At 68.5% G+C, this 20,223-nt stretch carries 21 protein-coding genes and 1 pseudogene; 5 read left to right on the top strand and 17 right to left on the bottom strand.

Annotation, left to right across the window (positions count from 1 at the left end):
- Positions 1-3 precede the first annotated feature (3 nt).
- Entirely contained in the window at positions 4-372 is a 369-nt protein-coding gene (locus tag ACIREO_RS10595) for a holo-ACP synthase (RefSeq protein WP_404107253.1), read from the bottom strand.
- Between the two features lie 12 nt (positions 373-384).
- Positions 385-2,232 carry a glutamine--fructose-6-phosphate transaminase (isomerizing) gene (gene glmS / locus ACIREO_RS10590; RefSeq protein WP_404107251.1) on the bottom strand — a complete coding sequence of 616 codons (1,848 nt, stop codon included), beginning with the start codon at positions 2,230-2,232 and terminating at the stop codon, positions 385-387.
- Between the two features lie 447 nt (positions 2,233-2,679).
- On the opposite strand from glmS, the pseudogene ACIREO_RS10585 reads away from it, so the two are divergent.
- Positions 2,680-2,805 (top strand): annotated as a pseudogene (locus ACIREO_RS10585) (RNA polymerase subunit sigma-70); the annotation flags it as partial.
- A gap of 84 nt (positions 2,806-2,889) precedes the next feature.
- Here the strand turns inward: ACIREO_RS10585 and ACIREO_RS10580 are convergent.
- Positions 2,890-3,111, bottom strand: a complete 222-nt coding sequence (locus ACIREO_RS10580) for a type II toxin-antitoxin system VapB family antitoxin (protein WP_404107250.1) — start codon at positions 3,109-3,111, stop codon at positions 2,890-2,892.
- A gap of 142 nt (positions 3,112-3,253) precedes the next feature.
- Between ACIREO_RS10580 and coaA the strand changes: the two genes are divergently transcribed.
- Positions 3,254-4,246 (top strand): type I pantothenate kinase, encoded by a 993-nt coding sequence (gene coaA, locus ACIREO_RS10575; protein ID WP_404107248.1) that lies wholly within the window; start codon positions 3,254-3,256, stop codon positions 4,244-4,246.
- An 18-nt stretch (positions 4,247-4,264) separates the two neighbouring features.
- Complete coding sequence (locus ACIREO_RS10570) at positions 4,265-5,224, top strand: DUF389 domain-containing protein (protein WP_404107247.1); 960 nt, start codon at positions 4,265-4,267, stop codon at positions 5,222-5,224.
- Between the two features lie 7 nt (positions 5,225-5,231).
- Here ACIREO_RS10570 and glmM read toward each other — a convergent pair whose 3' ends face one another.
- From glmM to ACIREO_RS10550, 4 genes are all read right to left on the bottom strand, one after another.
- Positions 5,232-6,590: a phosphoglucosamine mutase gene (gene glmM, locus ACIREO_RS10565; RefSeq protein WP_404107245.1), complete on the bottom strand. Its 1,359-nt coding sequence runs from the start codon at positions 6,588-6,590 to the stop codon at positions 5,232-5,234.
- Between the two features lie 222 nt (positions 6,591-6,812).
- Positions 6,813-7,340: a 30S ribosomal protein S9 gene (rpsI, locus tag ACIREO_RS10560; RefSeq protein WP_404107244.1), complete on the bottom strand. Its 528-nt coding sequence runs from the start codon at positions 7,338-7,340 to the stop codon at positions 6,813-6,815.
- A 45-nt stretch (positions 7,341-7,385) separates the two neighbouring features.
- Entirely contained in the window at positions 7,386-7,829 is a 444-nt protein-coding gene (gene rplM, locus ACIREO_RS10555) for a 50S ribosomal protein L13 (RefSeq protein ID WP_031096418.1), read from the bottom strand.
- A 230-nt stretch (positions 7,830-8,059) separates the two neighbouring features.
- Complete coding sequence (locus ACIREO_RS10550) at positions 8,060-9,679, bottom strand: ABC-F family ATP-binding cassette domain-containing protein (protein ID WP_404107242.1); 1,620 nt, start codon at positions 9,677-9,679, stop codon at positions 8,060-8,062.
- 77 nt (positions 9,680-9,756) lie between these two features.
- On the opposite strand from ACIREO_RS10550, the gene ACIREO_RS10545 reads away from it, so the two are divergent.
- Positions 9,757-10,620, top strand: coding sequence for a hypothetical protein (locus ACIREO_RS10545; protein ID WP_404107240.1), 864 nt, complete (start codon positions 9,757-9,759; stop codon positions 10,618-10,620).
- A 59-nt stretch (positions 10,621-10,679) separates the two neighbouring features.
- Positions 10,680-12,566 (top strand): hypothetical protein, encoded by a 1,887-nt coding sequence (locus ACIREO_RS10540; RefSeq protein ID WP_404107239.1) that lies wholly within the window; start codon positions 10,680-10,682, stop codon positions 12,564-12,566.
- Here ACIREO_RS10540 and truA read toward each other — a convergent pair.
- The 10 genes from truA to secY form a co-directional block, all read right to left on the bottom strand.
- Positions 12,535-13,389, bottom strand: coding sequence for a tRNA pseudouridine(38-40) synthase TruA (gene truA, locus ACIREO_RS10535; protein ID WP_404107237.1), 855 nt, complete (start codon positions 13,387-13,389; stop codon positions 12,535-12,537). The genes ACIREO_RS10540 and truA overlap by 32 nt on opposite strands.
- A gap of 78 nt (positions 13,390-13,467) precedes the next feature.
- A complete protein-coding gene (gene rplQ, locus ACIREO_RS10530) occupies positions 13,468-13,974 on the bottom strand; it encodes a 50S ribosomal protein L17 (RefSeq protein ID WP_404107235.1) in 507 nt (168 codons plus the stop codon).
- A gap of 340 nt (positions 13,975-14,314) precedes the next feature.
- Entirely contained in the window at positions 14,315-15,337 is a 1,023-nt protein-coding gene (locus tag ACIREO_RS10525; RefSeq protein ID WP_003966937.1) for a DNA-directed RNA polymerase subunit alpha, read from the bottom strand.
- A 137-nt stretch (positions 15,338-15,474) separates the two neighbouring features.
- Complete coding sequence (gene rpsK, locus ACIREO_RS10520; RefSeq protein ID WP_003956432.1) at positions 15,475-15,879, bottom strand: 30S ribosomal protein S11; 405 nt, start codon at positions 15,877-15,879, stop codon at positions 15,475-15,477.
- Positions 15,880-15,984: 105 nt separating this feature from the next.
- Complete coding sequence (rpsM, locus tag ACIREO_RS10515) at positions 15,985-16,365, bottom strand: 30S ribosomal protein S13 (RefSeq protein WP_404107234.1); 381 nt, start codon at positions 16,363-16,365, stop codon at positions 15,985-15,987.
- A 197-nt stretch (positions 16,366-16,562) separates the two neighbouring features.
- Positions 16,563-16,676, bottom strand: a complete 114-nt coding sequence (gene rpmJ / locus ACIREO_RS10510) for a 50S ribosomal protein L36 (RefSeq protein ID WP_003956441.1) — start codon at positions 16,674-16,676, stop codon at positions 16,563-16,565.
- Positions 16,677-16,737: 61 nt separating this feature from the next.
- Positions 16,738-16,959 carry a translation initiation factor IF-1 gene (gene infA, locus ACIREO_RS10505; protein ID WP_014047798.1) on the bottom strand — a complete coding sequence of 74 codons (222 nt, stop codon included), beginning with the start codon at positions 16,957-16,959 and terminating at the stop codon, positions 16,738-16,740.
- Positions 16,960-17,137: 178 nt separating this feature from the next.
- On the bottom strand, positions 17,138-17,974 hold the full coding sequence (gene map / locus ACIREO_RS10500; RefSeq protein ID WP_404107232.1) for a type I methionyl aminopeptidase: 837 nt from the start codon (positions 17,972-17,974) through the stop codon (positions 17,138-17,140).
- 125 nt (positions 17,975-18,099) lie between these two features.
- Complete coding sequence (locus ACIREO_RS10495; RefSeq protein ID WP_404107230.1) at positions 18,100-18,759, bottom strand: adenylate kinase; 660 nt, start codon at positions 18,757-18,759, stop codon at positions 18,100-18,102.
- Positions 18,759-20,078, bottom strand: coding sequence for a preprotein translocase subunit SecY (secY, locus tag ACIREO_RS10490; RefSeq protein WP_404107229.1), 1,320 nt, complete (start codon positions 20,076-20,078; stop codon positions 18,759-18,761). Before secY ends, ACIREO_RS10495 begins: the two co-directional genes overlap by 1 nt.
- Positions 20,079-20,223: the final 145 nt, after the last annotated feature.

The raw sequence follows: 20,223 nt of genomic DNA, 5'->3' as shown, positions 1-20,223 counted from the left end.
CCCTCAACCCTCCGCGATCACCACGGCGGACGCCACCCCCGCGTCATGGCTCAGCGACACGTGCCAGCTGCGCACACCGAGCTCGGCCGCCCGAGCCGCGACGGTGCCGGTGACCTCAAGGCGCGGCTTCCCGCTCTCCTCGACGCACACCTCGGCGTCGGTCCAGAGCAGCCCGCCCGGTGCGCCGAGCGCCTTGGCCAGGGCCTCCTTCGCGGCGAACCTGGCCGCCAGCGAGGCGATCCCCCGCCGCTCCCCGCCGGGCAGCAGCAACTCCCGCTCCAGGAAGAGCCGCTCGGCCAGCTGGGGCGTGCGCCCCAGCGCCGCGCCGAAGCGTTCGATCTCCGCCACATCGATCCCGACCCCAATGATCACGCGCTCACTCACTCATTCGACTGTCACGGACTTCGCCAGGTTGCGCGGCTGGTCCACCTCGTTGCCCCGGGCGGTCGCCAGCTCGCAGGCGAAGACCTGCAACGGCACCGTGGCGACCAGCGGCTGAAGCAGCGTAGGCGTAGCCGGGATCCTGATGAGGTGATCGGCGTACGGGACGACCTCCTCGTCGCCCTCCTCCGCGATGACGACGGTAAGTGCGCCACGGGCCCTGATCTCCTGGATGTTCGACACGATCTTGTCGTGCAGCACCGAACGGCCGCGCGGGGACGGCACGATCACCACGACCGGCAGCCCCTCTTCGATCAGGGCGATCGGCCCGTGCTTGAGCTCCCCGGCGGCGAAGCCCTCGGCATGCATGTACGCGAGTTCCTTGAGCTTCAGCGCGCCTTCCATGGCCACCGGGTAGCCGACGTGCCGGCCCACGAAGAGCACCGTGTCGTGGCCGGCCAGCGAGCGGGCCAGTTCGAGTACCGGCTCCATGGTCCCCAGCACGCGTTCGACCGCGCCGGACATCTCGGAGAGCTGGCGTACGACCGTGCGGATCTCGTCGCCCCACTTGGTGCCGCGCACCTGTCCCAGGTACAGCGCGACGAGGTAGCAGGAGACGAGCTGCGTCAGGAACGCCTTGGTGGAGGCGACCGCGACCTCCGGTCCGGCGTGCGTGTAGAGGACGGCGTCCGACTCCCTGGGGATGGTCGACCCGTTCGTGTTGCAGATGGCGAGGACCTTCGCCCCCTGCTCACGGGCGTGCCGGACCGCCATCAGCGTGTCCATCGTCTCGCCCGACTGCGAGATGGCGACGACGAGGGTGCGCTGGTCCAGGATCGGGTCGCGGTAGCGGAACTCGCTGGCGAGCTCCGTCTCGCAGGGCAGCCTGGTCCAGTGCTCGATGGCGTACTTGGCGATCATCCCTGCGTGGAACGCGGTCCCGCAGGCGACGACGACGACCTTGTCGACCTCACGGAGCTCACCCGCGGGGATCCGCACCTCGTCGAGGTGGAGGGCGCCCGAGCCGTCGATCCGGCCGAGCAGGGTGTCGGCGACGGCCTTGGGCTGGTCGGCGATCTCCTTGAGCATGAAGGAGGCGTAGCCGCCCTTCTCGGCGGCCGACGCGTCCCAGTCCACGTGGTACTCGCGTACGTCGGCGGGCCGGCCGTCGAAGCCGGTGACCGTCACCCCGCCCCTGCGCAGCTCGACCACCTGGTCCTGGCCGAGCTCGATCGCGTCCCGCGTGTACGCGATGAAGGCGGCCACGTCGGAGGCGAGGAACATCTCCCCGTCCCCCACCCCGACCACCAGCGGCGAGTTCCGCCGGGCCCCGATCACCGTGTCCGGTTCGTCCGCGTGCACCGCGACCAGGGTGAACGCCCCCTCCAGCCGCCGGCACACCTCCCGCATGGCCTCCGCCAGGTCACCGCCCGACGAGTACGCCTCGGCGAGCAGATGGGCCACCACCTCGGTGTCGGTCTCGGAGGTCAGATCATGACCACGCCCCGCCAACTCCTCCCTCAGCGCGGCGAAGTTCTCGATGATCCCGTTGTGCACGACGGCGACCCGGCCGGCGTTGTCGAGATGCGGGTGGGCGTTGGCATCGGTGGGCCCGCCGTGCGTGGCCCAACGGGTGTGCCCGATCCCGGTGTTCCCGGCCGGGAGCGGCCGGTCCTTGAGCTCCTTCTCCAGATTGAGGAGCTTCCCCGCCTTCTTCGCGGAGGCCAGCCCCCCATCCGCGAGGACGGCGACCCCGGCGGAGTCGTACCCCCGGTACTCCAGCCGCTTCAGCCCCGCGACGACGACATCCTGCGCCGACTGCACCCCGACATAACCCACGATTCCGCACATATCGGCACCATAAGGCCCGCACCACCCCTCCGCCCGGCTTCCGACATGCCCGAGCGGCCCGGCCGTGCACAGGTCGTCATCGTCGGACCGCGACTACTGCCGGGAGAGCCCAGCCGGATCGATCGCCAGCGGGAACGGGGCGTCCAGATGGGGTGGTCGCACCCGCGAGCGCCGTGGCCCGCTCCACGTACTCGACCAGGCGTACGTTCAGGCCGCAGGGACCATCTCCGGGCTGGGAGCGAGCTCGAACCACAGCAGCTTGCCGTTGCGGCCGAAGAAGTCGTCGCCGAGCCGGTACCGCCCCAGTTGTCGGCGCAGCTCTGCACGAGGAGGAGCCCCCGCCCGGGCGCCCGGCTGTCGTGCGGGAGTTGAAGGACGTACGACCAGGGGGCCTGCGGCGATACGGTGTCGGTGCCAGACGCACCGAACCGGACCGCTGGAAGCGCTGTGCCCGGAAGACGACCACCGCCACCAGGCGGTCCGGACGACGCCGAGATGATCGCCGGGTCCCTCGACGATCCGGAGCTCTTCGCCGGGCTGTACGACCGCCACGCGGCGGACATCCACCGGCATTGGCACAGATAGTGTCGTACCAGGCGGACTGCAACTCGGCGTCACTGAGCAACCGGACAAGCCCGGACGTGTCGAGCAGGTAGATCACCGATCGTCCTTCTCCGCGCGGTGACGGCGCTCGGCATCCTCCACAGCCCCCCAGCGCTGCGCACGCTCGAAATGCCGACCGATACGCGCCGCACGGTCCTGCTGTTCCGCGTAGTACCGGAGCGCCAGATTGACGGCTTCTCCCTTGGTCCTGGCCTTGGACAGCGCCATGGTCCGCTCCAGCGCGTCATCGTCTACGTCGATCTGGGTCACGGACATCCGGCGTCTCCCGGCAGGTGCATGTGGGGCATGTACAAAGACCGTAGGCGAGCCCCGTACCCGGCGCTCCGCCATCGCGGAACCGCAGGTACGTGACCGACCCCACCCCCCACTCCGTTCGAACTCCCGCAACAATGAATACGTGATCACCTCACCCGCACGGACCCCCCGCCGCACCGAGCACGCGCCGACGCCCTACGTCGACCTGACCCGGGCCGAGTGGAGCGCGCTGCGTGACAAGACTCCGCTGCCGCTGAGCGCCGAGGAGGTCGAGAAGCTGAGAGGGCTCGGCGACGTCATCGATCTCGACGAGGTCCGCGACGTCTATCTGCCGCTCTCCCGGCTGCTCAACCTCTACGTCCAGGCCACGTCGGGCCTCCGCGGCGCCCTGAACACCTTCCTCGGGGACGCGGGCAACGGGCACGGGGAGCAGCGCGGTACCCCGTTCGTCATAGGGGTCGCCGGAAGTGTCGCCGTCGGGAAGTCCACCAGCGCACGCATCCTCCAGGCGCTGCTGGCGCGCTGGCCGGAGCACCCACGGGTGGAGCTGGTGACGACCGACGGGTTCCTGCTGCCGATGAAGGAGCTCGAGTCGCGGGGGCTGATGTCTCGCAAGGGGTTCCCCGAGTCGTACGACCGGCGGGCGCTGACCCGGTTCGTCGCCGACATCAAGGCCGGCAAGGACGAGGTGACGGCTCCCGTCTACTCGCATCTGATCTACGACATCGTGCCGGGCGAGCGGCTGACCGTACGCCGCCCCGACATCCTGATCGTCGAGGGGCTGAACGTGCTGCAGCCCGCGCTGCCCGGCAAGGACGGCCGGACCAGGGTCGGGCTCGCCGACTACTTCGACTTCAGCGTGTACGTGGACGCGAAGGCCGAGGACATCGAGACCTGGTATCTCAACCGCTTCCGCAGGCTGCGCGAGACGGCCTTCCAGAACCCGTTCTCGTACTTCCGCAAGTACACCCAGGTCTCCGAGGCGGAGGCGCTGGACTACGCGCGCACCATGTGGCGGACCATCAACAAGCCCAATCTGCTGGAGAACGTGGCGCCGACGCGCGGCCGTGCCACCCTGGTGCTGCGCAAGGGGCCGGACCACAAGGTCCAGCGCCTGTCACTGCGCAAACTCTGACTCCGAAAGGGTGCGCCCGTGCTGCATCTGCGCCTCATCGTGCCCGCCGACCGAAGCGACGAGGTCGTCGGGCTGATCGAGCGGACCGTGGGCACCGCCCATGTCGCGGTGCTCACGGGCGCCGCGCGGAGCCCTGTGGGAGATGTGATCCTGTGCGACGTGGCGCGGGAGGCGGGTGACGAACTCATCGGCGCGCTGCGGAAGATGGGCATCGACGACTGCGGCTCCATCACCGTCGAGAACATGGACCTCACCCTATCCAGGCGCGCCGACGAGGCCGAACGCGCGGCCCCGGGCGAGGGCGCGGACGCCGTGCTCTGGGAAGAGCTGAGCGAGGTGACCCATGAGGAGTCGACGTTCAGCGCCACCTATGTGGCCTTCCTCGCCGTCGCGACGATGCTCGCGGCCTGCGGGGTCATGCTGGACAACGCGATCCTGATCGTGGGTGCGATGGCGGTCGGCCCGGAGTTCGGCCCGCTGGCGGGGATCTCGACGGCGGTGGTGCAGCGCGCGCCCCGGCTGGTGGCACGGTCGCTGTGGGCGCTGATCGGCGGCTTCGCCGCGGCGATGGTACTGACGGCCGGATTTGCCTGGCTGATGGACGCGTTCGGCCTGTTCGACGCCGGCATGGTCACGGCGGACCGGCCGAACACCGGCTTCATCTGGCACCCGGACTGGATGTCGTTCGTGGTGGCGCTCCTGGCGGGCGTCGCGGGGACGCTCTCGCTGACCTCGGCGAAGTCCGGGGCGCTGATCGGAGTGGCGATCTCGGTGACCACCGTGCCGGCAGCCGCCAACGCGGCGGTCGCCTTCAGCTACCAGGACTTCGCGCAGACCTGGGGCTCCTCGGCGCAGCTGCTGGCCAACCTGGGCGGCATCGTGGTGGCGGGGACTCTGACGCTGCTGGTCCAGAAGGCGCTGTGGACGGCACAACGTCGGAAGGACCCGGCCGTGAGGCCGGGCCCTTCCGGGAGTTGAGTGCCTGTCAGCCGAGCGCGGACTTGACCACGTCGGCCAGCTGTCCCGCCACGGCGCGCGCCTGTTCGAGATCGGCGGCCTCGACCATGACCCGTACGAGCGGCTCGGTGCCCGACTTGCGCAGGAGTACGCGGCCGGTGTCGCCCAGCGCGTGCTCGGCCTGGGACACCGCGGCGGCCACCTCGGGCGAGGTGTCCACACGGGACTTGTCGACGTCCGGCACGTTGATAAGGACCTGCGGGAGGCGCTGCATCACACCCGCCAGGTCGGCGAGCGTACGTCCGGTGGCGGCGACCCGGGCCGCGAGCATCAGCCCGGTCAGCGTGCCGTCACCCGTCGTGGCGTGGTCCAGGACGATGACGTGGCCGGACTGCTCGCCGCCCAGCGCGAAGCCCTCGGCCTTCATCGACTCCAGGACGTAGCGGTCGCCGACAGCGGTCTGGACGAGCTGGATGCCCTCCCGCTCCATCGCCATCTTGAAGCCGAGGTTCGACATGACCGTGCCGACGACGGTGTCCTTGCGCAGATGGCCGGACTCGCGCATGGCGAGGGCGAGCACGGCCAGGATCTGGTCGCCGTCGACCTCCGAGCCGGTCGCGTCCACGGCCAGGCAGCGGTCCGCGTCACCGTCGTGCGCGATGCCGAGGTCGGCGCCGTGCGCGACGACGGCGGACCGCAGCAGCTCCAGATGGGTGGAGCCGCAGCCGTCGTTGATGTTCAGGCCGTCCGGTTCGGCGCCGATGGTGATGACCTCGGCACCGGCACGGGCGAACGCCTCGGGCGAGACGCGGGCGGCGGCACCGTGCGCCTCGTCGAGGACGACCTTCAGCCCGTCGAGCCGGTTCGGGAGGACACCGATGAGGTGCGCGACGTAACGGTCGAAGCCCTCGGTGTAGTCGGTGACACGGCCTACGCCGCCGCCGGTGGGACGGCTCCACGGCTGACCGGTGCGGTGCTGGTCGTAGACCGTCTCGATGCGGTCCTCCAGCTCGTCGGCGAGCTTGTGCCCGCCGCGCGCGAAGAACTTGATGCCGTTGTCCGGCATGGCGTTGTGGCTGGCCGAGAGCATGACGCCGATGTCCGCGCCCAGCGCTCCGGTGAGATACGCGACGGCGGGGGTGGGGAGCACCCCGACACGCAGCACGTCCACTCCGGCACTGGCCAGGCCCGCCACGACGGCGGCCTCCAGGAACTCTCCGGACGCGCGGGGGTCACGCCCCACCAGAGCGGTCGCCCGATGCCCCGCGAAGGTGCCCGCTTCGGCCAGCACGTGCGCCGCCGCGACCGAGAGTCCGAGCGCGAGCTCGGCTGTCAGGTCCGCGTTGGCGACGCCGCGCACGCCGTCCGTGCCGAAGAGTCGTCCCACTGGTGTCCTCCGAAGGTGCTCCGAAACCACAAAACCAAAGTAATCAAAACAAGGCAAAGCGAGGCAAGGCACGACAAGGAAGGGTGCGACTGAGGTCGCTGACCCTATAAACGTGCAAACGTCTTAAGCCGTTATACGCCCGCACGGGCTGATAAACGAACGCCCCAGCAGCACGAGGTGTGCCGCCGGGGCGAACGTGTAAAGCAGACGAGCAGGCGAGATTTAGCGCTTGCTGTACTGCGGGGCCTTACGGGCCTTCTTGAGACCGGCCTTCTTGCGCTCGACCGCACGGTCGTCGCGGGAGAGGAAGCCGGCCTTCTTCAGCGTGGCGCGGTTGTTGTCCTCGTCCGCCTCGTTCAGCGCGCGGGCCACGCCGAGGCGCAGGGCGCCGGCCTGACCGGAGACGCCGCCACCCGAGATGCGGGCGATGACGTCGTAGCGGCCGTCGAGCTCGAGCACCTTGAAGGGCTCGTTGACTTCCTGCTGGTGCACCTTGTTGGGGAAGTAGTCCTCAAGGGTGCGACCGTTGATCTTCCACTTGCCGGTGCCCGGAACGATCCGGACGCGGGCGATGGCGTTCTTGCGACGGCCAAGGCCGGCCGCGGGCTGCGGGTCGCCGAAGCGGCCCGCGAGCGACTCGGAGGTGTACTCACCCTCGACGGGGACCTCCGACTCGAAGGTGGTCACCTCGGCGAAGGTCTCTTCGCCCTCGGTGCCCTCGACGGGCGTCTCAACAGTGGTCTCGGCCACGATTCTCCTCAGATCTTTCTTTACGTCTTAGGGGGGAGGCCGGAACTACTGCGCGACCTGGGTGATCTCGAACGGGACCGGCTGCTGCGCAGCGTGCGGGTGCTGGTCGCCCGCGTAGACCTTGAGCTTCGAGATCATCTGACGACCCAGGGTGTTCTTGGGGATCATGCCCTTGATGGCCTTCTCGACAGCCTTCTCGGGGTTCTTCGAGAGGAGCTCGTCGTAACGCACGGAACGGAGACCGCCCGGGAAGCCCGAGTGGCGGTACGCCATCTTCTGGGTCTTCTTGTTGCCGGAGAGGTGAACCTTCTCGGCGTTGATGATGATGACGAAGTCGCCCATGTCCATGTGGGGGGCGTAGATCGCCTTGTGCTTGCCTCGGAGGAGGTTCGCAGCCGTGGTGGCCAGACGGCCGAGAACGATGTCCTCGGCGTCGATGATGTGCCACTGGCGAGTGACATCGCCGGGCTTGGGGCTGTACGTACGCACTTCGTAGCCTTCGCTTCTTCAGTGGATGAGGTCCAGACAACACATGGCACCCCTGAAGCGATCATGCAGCTGGGGCACACAATGCCGGGAACGGTGCCCGTATGCGAGCCACTGGTAACTGCTCCAGAGAACCTACGTAAGAGCTGTGCGCGTGAGAACGACAGAGCCGATACGTATAACAACCACCGACAGTACCCGCCCCGCCCGGGACGGGTCAAAACGCGCCGGTCCTACCGCTCCCGCACGACCCTGCGCTCGTCCCAGACGGGCTCCGTGGACTCCCGGACCACCCCGTCCGAGCCGAAGACCAGATACCGGTCGAAGGACTTCGCGAACCAGCGGTCGTGTGTGACGGCCATGACCGTCCCGTCGTACACCTCAAGTCCGTCCTGCAGGGCCTCGGCCGACTCCAGGTCCAGGTTGTCCGTCGGCTCGTCCAGCAGCAGCGCGGTGGTGCCGGACAGCTCCAGGAGCAGGATCTGGAACCGTGCCTGCTGCCCGCCGGACAGCTTCTCGAAGGCCTGGTCACCCTGGCGCTCCAGCTCGTAGCGCCGCAGCACCGACATCGCACCGCCCCGGTCCTTGGCCTGCTCCGTCCACAGGATCTCGACGAGTGTCTTGCCGAGCAGCTCCGGGTGGGCGTGGGTCTGCGCGAAGTGGCCGGGCACGACCCGCGCCCCGAGCTTCCACTCACCGGTGTGCGCCACGGAATCCCCGGCCAGCAGCCGCAGGAAGTGAGACTTCCCCGACCCGTTGGAACCGAGCACGGCGACCCGCTCGCCGTAGTAGACCTCCAGGTCGAACGGCTTCATCAGGCCGGTCAGCTCCAGGTTCTTGCAGGTCACCGCCCGCACCCCGGTCCGCCCGCCGCGCAGCCGCATCCTGATGTCCTGCTCGCGGGGCGGCTCCGGGGGCGGCCCCGCCTCCTCGAACTTCTTGAAGCGGGTCTGCATCGCGTGGTAGCGGTTCGCCATGTCGGGGCTGTTCGCCGCCTGCTGCCGCATCCGCAGGACGAGCGCCTTCAGCCGGGCGTGCTCCTCCTCCCAGCGGCGCAGGAGCTCCTCGAAACGCGCGAAGCGCTCCTTGCGGGCCTGGTGGTACGTACCGAATCCGCCGCCGTGCACCCAGACGTCCGAGCCGGCGGGGCTGGGCTCCACGCTCACGATCTTCTCGGCGGCCCGCGACAGCAGCTCCCGGTCGTGGGACACGAAGAGCACCGTCTTACGGGTCTCCTTGAGCCTCTCCTCCAGCCACCGCTTTCCGGGGACGTCCAGATAGTTGTCCGGCTCGTCCAGGAGCAGCACCTCGTCCGGTCCCCGCAGCAGCGCCTCCAGGACCAGCCGCTTCTGCTCGCCCCCGCTGAGCGTGCGCACCTCGCGCCACTGCGCCTTCTCGTACGGGACGCCGAGCGCGGCCGTCGTGCAGATGTCCCACAGCGTCTCGGCCTCGTACCCCCGCGCCTCCGCCCAGTCGCTCAGCGCCTGCGCGTACGCCATCTGCGCGGCCTCGTCGTCCACGGTGAGAATGCGTTCCTCGGCCGCGTCGACCGCCTTCGCCGCTTCCCTGATACGGGGCTGGGCCACGGACACCAGCAGGTCGCGGACGGTCCGCTCGTCGCGTACGGAACCCACGAACTGGGCCATCACGCCGAGCCCGCCGCTCACCGAGACCGAGCCACCGTGCGGCTGGAGCTCCCCGGCGAGCAGCTTCAGGAGCGTCGTCTTGCCCGCCCCGTTCGCGCCGACGAGGGCGACCACGGCGCCGTCGGCCACCCGGAACGAAGCGTCGCCGAGCAGCACCCGTCCGTCCGGTAGGTAGTACTCCAGATGGCCCGCTTCAAGATGTCCCATGCAGAGCATTGTCACGGCTGGCGAACCGTTGACCCAACCGGATTACGGTCCGGTGCCACGGCGCTAGGATTCGCCGCATGAGCTTTGGGCAAGGGGGGCCCTCCTGGGGGCCGGGAGGACCGGGAGAGAGCCGGACTCCGGACTGGACGGCGCTGGCGGACGAGTCCGCCGCACGCGGCAGGCGCAGGAAGTGGCTGCTGATCGGCGGTGGCGCGCTGGCCACCGCCGCGGTGGCCGCGATCGTGGCCACCGCTGTCATCACGACCGGCGGGGGCGGCGGCGCCTCCGGGTCGGACAAGAACGCCAGCGAGCTACCGGCCCCCGCAGACCTGCCCTCGGAGTCCTCCGCGCCGGAGCCCTCCTTCTCCTCGGTGGCACCGCCGCCCCCGCCGGACCCGAAGGACTACATAGCCGACGAGAAGAAGGACAAGGCCCCGGTCACGGTCGACGCCTTCTTCCCCGGCAAGAAGCTGACCATGGGCGACCGTGTCTACGCCAAGGGCGCGACCGCCCGTACGGCGAACTGCGCCACGACGACACAGGGCGCCCTCGGCTCGATCCTCGACAGCAACGGCTGCGACCAGGTCATCCGCGCGACGTACAGCAGGAGCGGTGTCGCGGTCACCATCGGCCTCGCCGTCTTCGGCACCGAGGCGGAGGCCAGGAAGGCGGCCCAGCAGGCGTCCGGCGGCCTCGCCTCCCTCAGCGGTTCAGGAGTCCCCACCTTCTGCCGCGGCGGAACCTTCTGCCGGCGTACCGCCAACTCCTACGGCCGCTACGCCTACTTCACGGTCGGCGGCTACACCAGCGGGAAGGACGTCACCACGGCGGCCAAGGACGTCTACGAGGCCGGGGACGACCTCACCGACTTCGCCTTCCGCCAGATCGTCCACCGCGGCGAGCTCCAGGCCTCGGCGGCCGCCGGGGCCCCCGTCGCCTGACCGTCCGCTCCCCCCACGCACCAGTCCCCGTCCCCCCTCCCGACCGAGGACCCGCCGCCGTGCGTCTGACCACTCTCTTCACCCTCCCGCGTGTCCTGCGCCACAGCGACGCGATAGGCGCCGGCCTGCCCCCGGACGAAGCCGTCGTCCTCGACGCCCCCGACCCCTCGCTGCGGGTGGCCCTCGCCGCCGCGGCGGCCGGTGACCACGCCCCGGCCGCCGAACTGCTCGCCCTCACCCGTGAGCACGCCCAGTGGGAGCGCAGGGACACCTGTGTCTCCCGCCTCGCGCGGGCCTCGCTGCATCACCCCGGGTGGCTGGACAGCTGGCTGGAGGACTGTCCGGAGAACCCTGACGCCGTGCTGGTCAAAGCCGACCAGTACGTCTACCAGGCGTGGCAGATACGGACCGGGGCCCGCGCCCAACACGTGGAGTCCGACCAGTTCCAGGCGTTCCACGCGGTGCTGCGGGACTCCGTGCCGGTGATCTCCGCCGCCGCCGAGCTCAACCCCGACGACCCGGTCCCCTGGCGCATCGCACTGACCCAGGCCCGGGGCATCCAGGCCCCACGGGAGATCTTCGACACCTACCTGGCCGAGGCGAACGCACGCGACCCGCACCACGAGGGCTGCCACATCCAGGCGCTCCAGTACCTCTGTCACAAGTGGTACGGCTCGCACGAGGAGATGTTCGCCTTCGCGGAGCGCGCGGCCGGCCAGGCACCTCCCGGCTCGCGGCTGCACGCCCTGCCGCTCCAGGCCGTCGTCGAGTACCTGATCGCCGACGAGGAGAAATCCGTCGCCGACCACACCCTCCGCGCCGAAGCGGCGGTGACCCGTGCGCAGGCCCTGTCCGACAGCTACGCCCCGGGAGACCGCGAGGCCGCCGGCTTCCGCAACCACCTGGCCCTGGTCCTGTGGTCGATGAACCGCTACGAGGAGGCGCTCACGGCCTTCCGCAGCATCGGCGTACACGCCACGACCTACCCGTGGACCTACTTCGGCGAGGCACGGGCCGAATTCCTGGAGGCCCGCTCCGACACCCGCGTCGAGCTGGCGATGAAGCTCCCCTTCTTCCGCCCGTCCCCCGAGCCACCGGCCACCGGCGCACCCGACTGGGAGCGCGAGCTGGCACCACGGTCGCTCGCCATCGTCTCCACCGGCCCCACCGAGGTGGCCCAGGCCGCCCTGATCTGCGGCCACAGCCTGCGGACGGCACCGGCCGGCAGCCATCACACATACGTCGAGATCGTCCCGGAACCCGTACGCGGCAGGCGCGCGGCCCTGCTCCCCGAGGACCCGCTCACCTCGGCGGCCGACAACTTCACCACGGCCGAGGAGTGGCCCGCCCTGGTCCTGCACCGCACGCCGGAACGCAGCAGCTTCACCCTGCTGCACCGGGGCAGGAAGGTGACGGACCACACCTGGGAGACCGCCGCACCCGCCACCGACCACGCCGAGGCGACCACGGCCGCCGCCGCACTCGCCCGGGTGTACAGGCTGAGCGACCCAAGGCCCCTGGCCCACATCCTGCGGGCCACCGGCGACCCCGCCCGCCACCAGGGGGAGCTCGTCGCCGCCCTGGGCCTCCCGCCGCTGCCCGCCGGCTACGGCGGCCAGCTGGAGATCCTGGACCGGCTCCCCGGCGCCCGGGTACTGACCAGGCGCGGGTTCCTCGCGGGCATGCGGGACACCATGACCACGAAGGACGGCGTCCACCCGGAGGCCCCCGCCCCGGACGAGACGCACCCGGCCCGCTGGTGGGTGCTGCGCGCGGCCGGGCTGCTGTTCTTCACCGCGGCGGCGGTCTACGCCTGGTGGGCCCCGGACATCGGCTGGTTCCGCTCCACCGCGTCAAGCGCCCTCGCCCTGTACTTCGCTGCCGGACTGCTCCGCGCCCTGCGCCGCAGACCGGTCAGCAGCAGCCGGCCCCCGGCAGCGTCCTGACGTTCCGGGCCTCCAGGGCCCTGGCCGCCAGCAGCGCGTCGGCCGGGTACGCCACTTCCTCCAGCGTCAGCCCGTGCGGCCGCACCACGTGCACCGCGGGATCCCGCACCTTCGCCGCCAGCACCTCGGCAGGCCACCCGGCCGGCCTGCGTCCGTCCCCGACGAACAGCGCCGCACCGATCAGCGCCCGCACCATGTTGTGGCAGAACGCGTCGGCCTGCACGGTCGCCGTCAGCACGCCGGACTCCGCGTCCCGTGTCCAGTGCAGCTTCTGGAGCGTACGGATGGTCGTCGCACCCTCACGCTTCTTGCAGTACGCGGCGAAGTCGTGCTCCCCCACCATCAGGGCCGCCGCCTCGTTCATCGCGTCCAGGTCCAGCGGCCGGTCGTGCCACAGCACATGGCCTCGGGTCAGCGGGTCCACACCGCCCGGTCTGTCTCCCACCCGGTACGCGTAACGCCGCCACAGGGCGGAGAAGCGTGCGTTGAACCCCGCCGGGGCCTCGGCCGCCCGCCAGATCCGTACGTCCAGCGGCAGGCGCCCGGCCATCCGCCGCAGCAGCTTCTCCGCGTGCTCGGCCCACACCTCGGCCGGCAGGTCGACGTGCGCCACCTGCCCGCGCGCGTGCACTCCTGCGTCGGTGCGCCCGGCGACCGTCAGGTCGTACGTCACCGACGACCGCGTCACGGTGCGCAGCGCGTCCTCGATCTCGCCCTGCACCGTGCGCCTGCTGGTCTGCTTCGCCCAGCCGGAGAAGTCCTTGCCGTCGTAGGAAAGGTCCAGCCGTACCCGTACAAAGCCGGGTTCTGCCTCATCACTCACCAGCGCATCCTCTCAATACAGAACGGGCCCGCACCGCCCCGAAGGGTGATGCGGGCCCGTACCGGGGTCTCAGGACGCTCAGGCGTCCTTGGACTCCTCAGCAGCGGCGTCAGCCGGCTTGGCGTCCTCGGCGGACTCGGCCGGAGCCTCGTCCTTCTTGAGGGCGTCTTCCTTGACGGCACGCTTCGTGGCGGCCTCGGCCTCACCGGTGGCGGCCTGCGCCACGGTCAGTGCCTCGACCAGCTCGATGACGGCCATCGGGGCGTTGTCGCCACGACGGTTGCCGATCTTGGTGATGCGGGTGTAGCCACCGGGGCGGTTCTCGTACCGCGGGGCGATCTCGGTGAAGAGCGTGTGCACGATGCCCTTGTCCGTGATCGACTGCAGCACCAGGCGACGGTTGTGGATGTCGCCCTTCTTCGCCTTGGTGATGAAACGCTCGGCGACCGGACGCAGGCGGCGAGCCTTGGCCTCGGTCGTCGTGATGCGGCCGTGCTCGAACAGCGACTTCGCAAGGTTGATGAGAAGAAGCTTCTCGTGCGCAGCGCTGCCGCCCAGACGGGCACCCTTGGCGGGCTGAGGCATGGTTTTCTCCTTGTGTGCTGCACCGGCCGTATCAGGTACCGGTGTCAGTTCCCGCGAGGCGGCCGCCCCGCGGAAGTCTTCAGACGTCAGCCGGACATCGGCCAAATTCAAGCCCGTCCGACTCTCACCGGACGTCAACCAAAATCAAGCCCGTCCGACTCTCACCGGACGTCAGCCAAAATCAAGCCCGTCCGACTCTCACCGGACGTCACCAAATTCAAGCCCGTCCGACTCTCACCGGACGTCAGCCAAAATCAAGCCCGTCCGGCGTTTGAGGACAAAGCCTCAGCCCCGGCACGGGGGCACCCAAAAATCCGGGCACCCCCAGCCGGGAGGCGACTCAGTACTGCTCGGTCTCCACGAAACCCGCATCCGCGTCGTCGTCCGCACCAAAGGCGTCCGCCGCGGCGGTCGGGTCGAAGCCGGGAGGCGAGTCCTTGAGCGCGAGGCCCATACCGGCCAGCTTCGCCTTGACCTCGTCGATCGACTTCGCACCGAAGTTGCGGATGTCGAGCAGGTCCGCCTCGGAGCGGGCCACGAGCTCACCCACGGAGTGGATGCCCTCGCGCTTGAGGCAGTTGTACGAACGGACCGTGAGCTCGAGCTCCTCGATCGGCAGCGCCAGATCGGCGGCGAGCGCGGCGTCCGTCGGGGACGGGCCCATGTCGATGCCCTCGGCGTCGATGTTGAGCTCGCGCGCCAGACCGAACAGCTCGACCAGGGTCTTACCGGCCGACGCCATGGCGTCACGGGGACGCATGGCCTGCTTGGTCTCGACGTCGACGATCAGCTTGTCGAAGTCGGTGCGCTGCTCGACACGGGTCGCCTCGACCTTGTACGTGACCTTGAGCACCGGGGAGTAGATGGAGTCGACCGGAATACGCCCGATCTCCTGGCCCACCTGCTTGTTCTGGACCGCGGAGACGTAGCCGCGACCGCGCTCGACGGTCAGCTCCATCTCCAGCTTGCCCTTGCCGTTGAGCGTGGCAAGGACCAGGTCCGGGTTGTGGACCTCGACACCGGCCGGCGGGGCGATGTCAGCAGCGGTGACCAGGCCGGGGCCCTGCTTGCGCAGGTACATCACGACCGGCTCGTCGTGCTCCGAGGAGACGACCAGCTGCTTGATGTTGAGGATGAGGTCGGTCACGTCCTCCTTGACGCCGGGCACGGTGGTGAACTCGTGCAGGACGCCGTCGATCCGGATGCTGGTGACAGCGGCACCGGGGATCGAGGAGAGGAGGGTACGACGCAGGGAGTTGCCGAGGGTGTAACCGAAGCCCGGCTCCAGCGGCTCGATCACGAACCGGGAGCGGAACTCGTCGACGACCTCTTCGGTCAGCGACGGACGCTGAGCGATAAGCATGTGGTGATCCTTCAGTCGTGGGCACCCGCTATTTGATGCCCGACAGATAAGACAAGGGTACGGGCGGCACACCCCCGAAGGGACATGCCGCCCGCATCCGGCGCTACTGACGCACGGCCGTCACCGGCCGTAGCGGATCAGACGCGGCGACGCTTCGGCGGACGGCAGCCGTTGTGCGGCGTCGGGGTGACGTCCTGGATCGAACCGACCTCGAGGCCCGTGGCCTGGAGGGAGCGGATCGCGGTCTCGCGGCCGGAGCCGGGACCCTTGACGAAGACGTCAACCTTGCGCATGCCGTGCTCCTGCGCGCGGCGGGCGGCCGACTCGGCGGCCATCTGCGCGGCGAAGGGGGTGGACTTGCGCGAGCCCTTGAAGCCGACGTGGCCGGCGGAGGCCCAGGAGATCACGTTGCCCGAGGGGTCCGTGATCGAGACGATGGTGTTGTTGAACGTGCTCTTGATGTGGGCGTGCCCATGAGCGACGTTCTTCTTTTCCTTGCGACGCACCTTCTTGGCTGCGCCCTGACGACCCTTGGGGGGCATGTCTTTACTCCAGATGGAGAGGGGAGGTGATCGGTCCTACAGCGAAGACCGCTGGTTTCCGCGAACGTCCGGTGGCCCGGACACCCGCAGTGCGTCCGCTGAGGACTACTTCTTGCCCGGCTTCTTCTTACCGGCGATCGCGCGACGCGGGCCCTTGCGGGTACGAGCGTTCGTGCTGGTGCGCTGGCCGTGCACCGGCAGACCACGGCGGTGACGAATGCCCTGGTAGCAGCCGATCTCGATCTTGCGGCGGATGTCGCCCTGGATCTCGCGACGAAGGTCACCCTCGGTGCGCAGGTTGGCGTCCACGTACTCGCGGATCTTGACCAGGTCCTCTTCGGCCAGGTCACGAACGCGGGTGTCGGGGCTCACGCCGGCGCTGGCGAGGATCTCCTTGGACCGGGTACGCCCGATGCCGAAGACGTAGGTGAGGGCAACCTCCACGCGCTTTTCGCGCGGGATGTCAACACCTGAAACGCGTGCCATTCAATGGCTCCAGTTGTTATTTCGGGGGTCTTCCACAGTGCCACTCCCGACCGCCGACCTCACCCGTGTGCGAGGAGGTGGTACGCCCAGGTCCCCGGCCCCCGCCGGAGGTGTCGTCAGCCGAAGCTTGGACGGGCTCTGCGTATGTACGTTTACGTGCGTCGCGCGAAGAACTGCGAGATGCAGGGGGTCGTGCGTCAGCCCTGGCGCTGCTTGTGGCGCAGGTTGTCGCAGATGACCATGACCCGGCCGTGACGGCGGATCACCTTGCACTTGTCGCAGATCTTCTTGACGCTCGGCTTGACCTTCATGGGATGTCAGGTTCTCCGGGTCAGTGCCCCTCACCACGCCGAAGCGGGGTGGCGACAAGATCTACTTGTACCGGTAGACGATCCGGCCACGCGTCAGGTCGTACGGAGACAGCTCCACGACGACCCGGTCATCCGGGAGGATACGGATGTAGTGCATCCGCATCTTGCCGGAGATGTGCGCGAGGACCTTGTGACCGTTCTGGAGCTCCACCCTGAACATGGCGTTAGGGAGAGACTCGATCACGGTGCCCTCAATTTCGATGGCACCTTGCTTCTTGGCCACGCTTCGCCTTTCGAATCGGCTACCTTGATCGACTCACGCCGCCGCATGAAGACACACGGATGCACGAGAGCCGACGAGTCAGTCTACGTCAGCGGACTCCAAAAGACGAATCCGTCAAGTTTGCCCACTTCCGCTGATCCTTAGACACAGATCAGCCGGACAGTCCTGTCGGCGACGGTCAGCCCAAGGGGTCCGGCGCCGCCTCGACACCGTGCTGGGCGAGCTTCGCCCGGCCGCAGTCCGGGGAGGTCAGGACCAGCGGGCCCTGCTCGGTGAGGGCGATCGAGTGCTCCCAGTGCGAGGACCAGGTGCCGTCGGTCGTCAGGACCGTCCACTCGTCGGCGAGGACCTTCGTCTGCGCCGTGCCCAGCGAGACCATCGGCTCGATGGCCAGGCACACACCGGGGACCAGCTTGATGCCCTTGCCCCGCTTGCGGGACACGTAGTTCAGCAGGTGCGGGTCCATGTGCATCTCGGTGCCGATGCCGTGGCCGCCGTAGTCCTCGATGATCCCGTACTTGCCGGTCGCCGGACGGGGCTGGCGGCGGATGTAGGACTCGATGGCCTTCGAGATGTCGACGAGCCGGTTGTTCACCTTCATCGCGGCGATCCCGGCCCACATGGACTCCTCGGTCACCCGGGAGAGCTCGACGAGCTCCGGGGCGTGACCGGTGCCCACGAAGGCCGTGTACGCCGCGTCGCCGTGCCAGCCGTCGATGATCGCACCGGCGTCGATCGAGATGATGTCGCCGTCCTTGAGGACGGTCTTCTCGTCCGGGATGCCGTGCACCACCACCTCGTTGACCGAGGTGCAGATCGTCGCGGGGAATCCCCCGTAGCCCAGGAAGTTCGACTTCGCGCCGTGGTCGGCGATCACCTTGCGCGCGACCTCGTCCAGGTCACTCGTGGTGGCGCCGGGGACGGCCGCCTCGCGGGTGGCGGCGTGAATGGCAGCGACCACGAGGCCCGCCTCGCGCATCTTCGCGATCTGCTCGGGGGTCTTGATCTGCACCATCGCTGGGCGCCTCTCTGGGTACGAAGGGGAACGGTTGAAGCCGTACTCCACGATACGGCGCACAAACAGTCGGCCGCGACGCCCGAGGGCGCCGCGGCCGGCCGCAGTGACATGAGACGGGAGGGTCAGCTCTCGTCGGACTTCTTGAGGGCCTCCATGGCCCGCTCGGTCACCTCGGTGACCTTGCCGAGCGCGGAGATCGTCACGACCAGGCCCTGGGACCTGTAGTAGTCGATGATCGGCTCGGTCTGCGTGTGGTAGACCTCGAGACGGGTGCGGACCGTCTCCTCGGTGTCGTCGTCCCGCTGGTACAGCTCGCCGCCGCAGGTGTCACAGACACCCTCGGTCTTCGGCGGGTTGTACGCCGCGTGGAAGACGTGCGCGCTGTCGTTACGGCAGATACGGCGGCCGGCGATGCGCTTGACCACCTCGTCCTCGGGGACCTCGAGGTCAAGAACCGCGTCGAGGTCGACGCCCTCGCTGTGCAGCATCTCGTCGAGCGCCACGGCCTGCCCCACATTGCGGGGGAAGCCGTCCAGCAGGAAGCCGTTCTCGGCGTCCGGCTGGGACATGCGGTCCTTGGCCATCGCGATGGTGACTTCGTCCGGCACCAGCTGTCCCGCGTCCATGTAGGAGCGGGCCTGCTTGCCAAGGTCGGTGCCCTGGCTGATGTTGGCGCGGAAGAGGTCGCCCGTGGAGATGTGCGGAATCGACAGATTCTTGGCAAGGAACGCAGCCTGCGTACCCTTGCCGGCACCGGGCGGCCCGACGAGGACGATTCGCATCAGCGGAGGAACCCTTCGTAATTGCGCTGCTGGAGCTGACTCTCGATCTGCTTCACGGTCTCCAGACCCACACCCACGATGATCAGGATGCTCGTCCCGCCGAACGGGAAGTTCTGGTTAGCGCCACCGAAGCCTGCCAACGCCATCGTCGGCACCAGAGCGATCAGACCCAGGTACAGCGAGCCCGGCCAAGTGATCCGGTTGAGCACGTAGCTCAGATACTCGGCAGTAGGTCGACCTGCCCGGATACCCGGGATGAAGCCACCATACTTCTTCATGTTGTCCGCGACTTCCTCGGGGTTGAACGAGATCGCCACATAGAAGAATGCGAAGAACACGATCAACAGGAAGTACGTGGCGATGTAGTACGGATGGTCGCCCTTGACGAAGTGGTCCTGAATCCAGGTCGCCCAGCCCGCGGTGGAGTTGGAGAACTGAACGATTAGAGCAGGAATGTAGAGCAGCGAAGAAGCGAAGATGACGGGAATCACACCCGCCTGGTTCACCTTCAGCGGGATGTAAGTGGACGTACCACCGTAGGACCGGCGTCCGATCATCCGCTTCGCGTACTGCACCGGAATCCGGCGCTGGGCCTGTTCGACGAAGACGACGAGGCCGACCATCACGAAGCCGATGAGGATGACGGTGATGAACTCGATCCAGCCCTCGGCCAGCTTGCCGCTCTTCTTGATGGCCCACAGGGCGCCGGGGAAGCTGGCGGCGATCGAGATGAACATCAGGATCGACATGCCGTTGCCGATGCCGCGGTCGGTGATGAGCTCACCGAGCCACATGACGGCGGCGGTACCCGCGGTCATGGTGATCACCATGATGATGGTCGTGAAGATCGACTGGTTCGGGACGACCTGGTCGGCGACGGAACAGCCGCTGAACAGCGCACCGCTGCGAGCGGTGGCCACCAGGCCGGTGCCCTGGAGGATGGCGAGCGCGACGGTCAGATAACGCGTGTACTGCGTGATCTTGGCCGTGCCCGACTGCCCCTCCTTCTTGAGGGCTTCGAGTCGGGGGATGACCACGGTCAGCAGTTGGAGAATGATGCTGGCCGTGATGTACGGCATGATGCCGAGCGCGAAGATCGTGATCTGCAGCAGTGCACCACCGCTGAACATGTTCACCAGACCGAACAGGCTGTTGTTGCCCTGACTGGCCTGGTCAACACAGGTCTGGACGTTCTCGTAGCTCACCCCCGGTACGGGAATGTGCGCACCGAGACGGTAGAGCACGATGATGCCGAGCGTGAAGAGCAGCTTCTTGCGCAGGTCGGGCGTCTTGAACGCCCGGGCGAACGCGGTGAGCACGGTGCCTCCTGCGACCCCCGCGCAAAAGCGTGAGGTGACGGTCTTGAGGATCGACGATTACGTAACAGTCAAAGGACCCGGGGCGTTTGCCCAGGGCTTACCACAGCGCACGCCACCTTACCGGCGTACATGCCCCCCTAGGAAC

This window comes from Streptomyces sp. NPDC102441, assembly GCF_044765585.1.
Classification (GTDB): Bacteria; Actinomycetota; Actinomycetes; order Streptomycetales; family Streptomycetaceae; genus Streptomyces.
The sequence above is the reverse complement of the archived record's forward strand: the minus strand, read 5'-3'. Positions and strand labels throughout refer to the sequence as shown.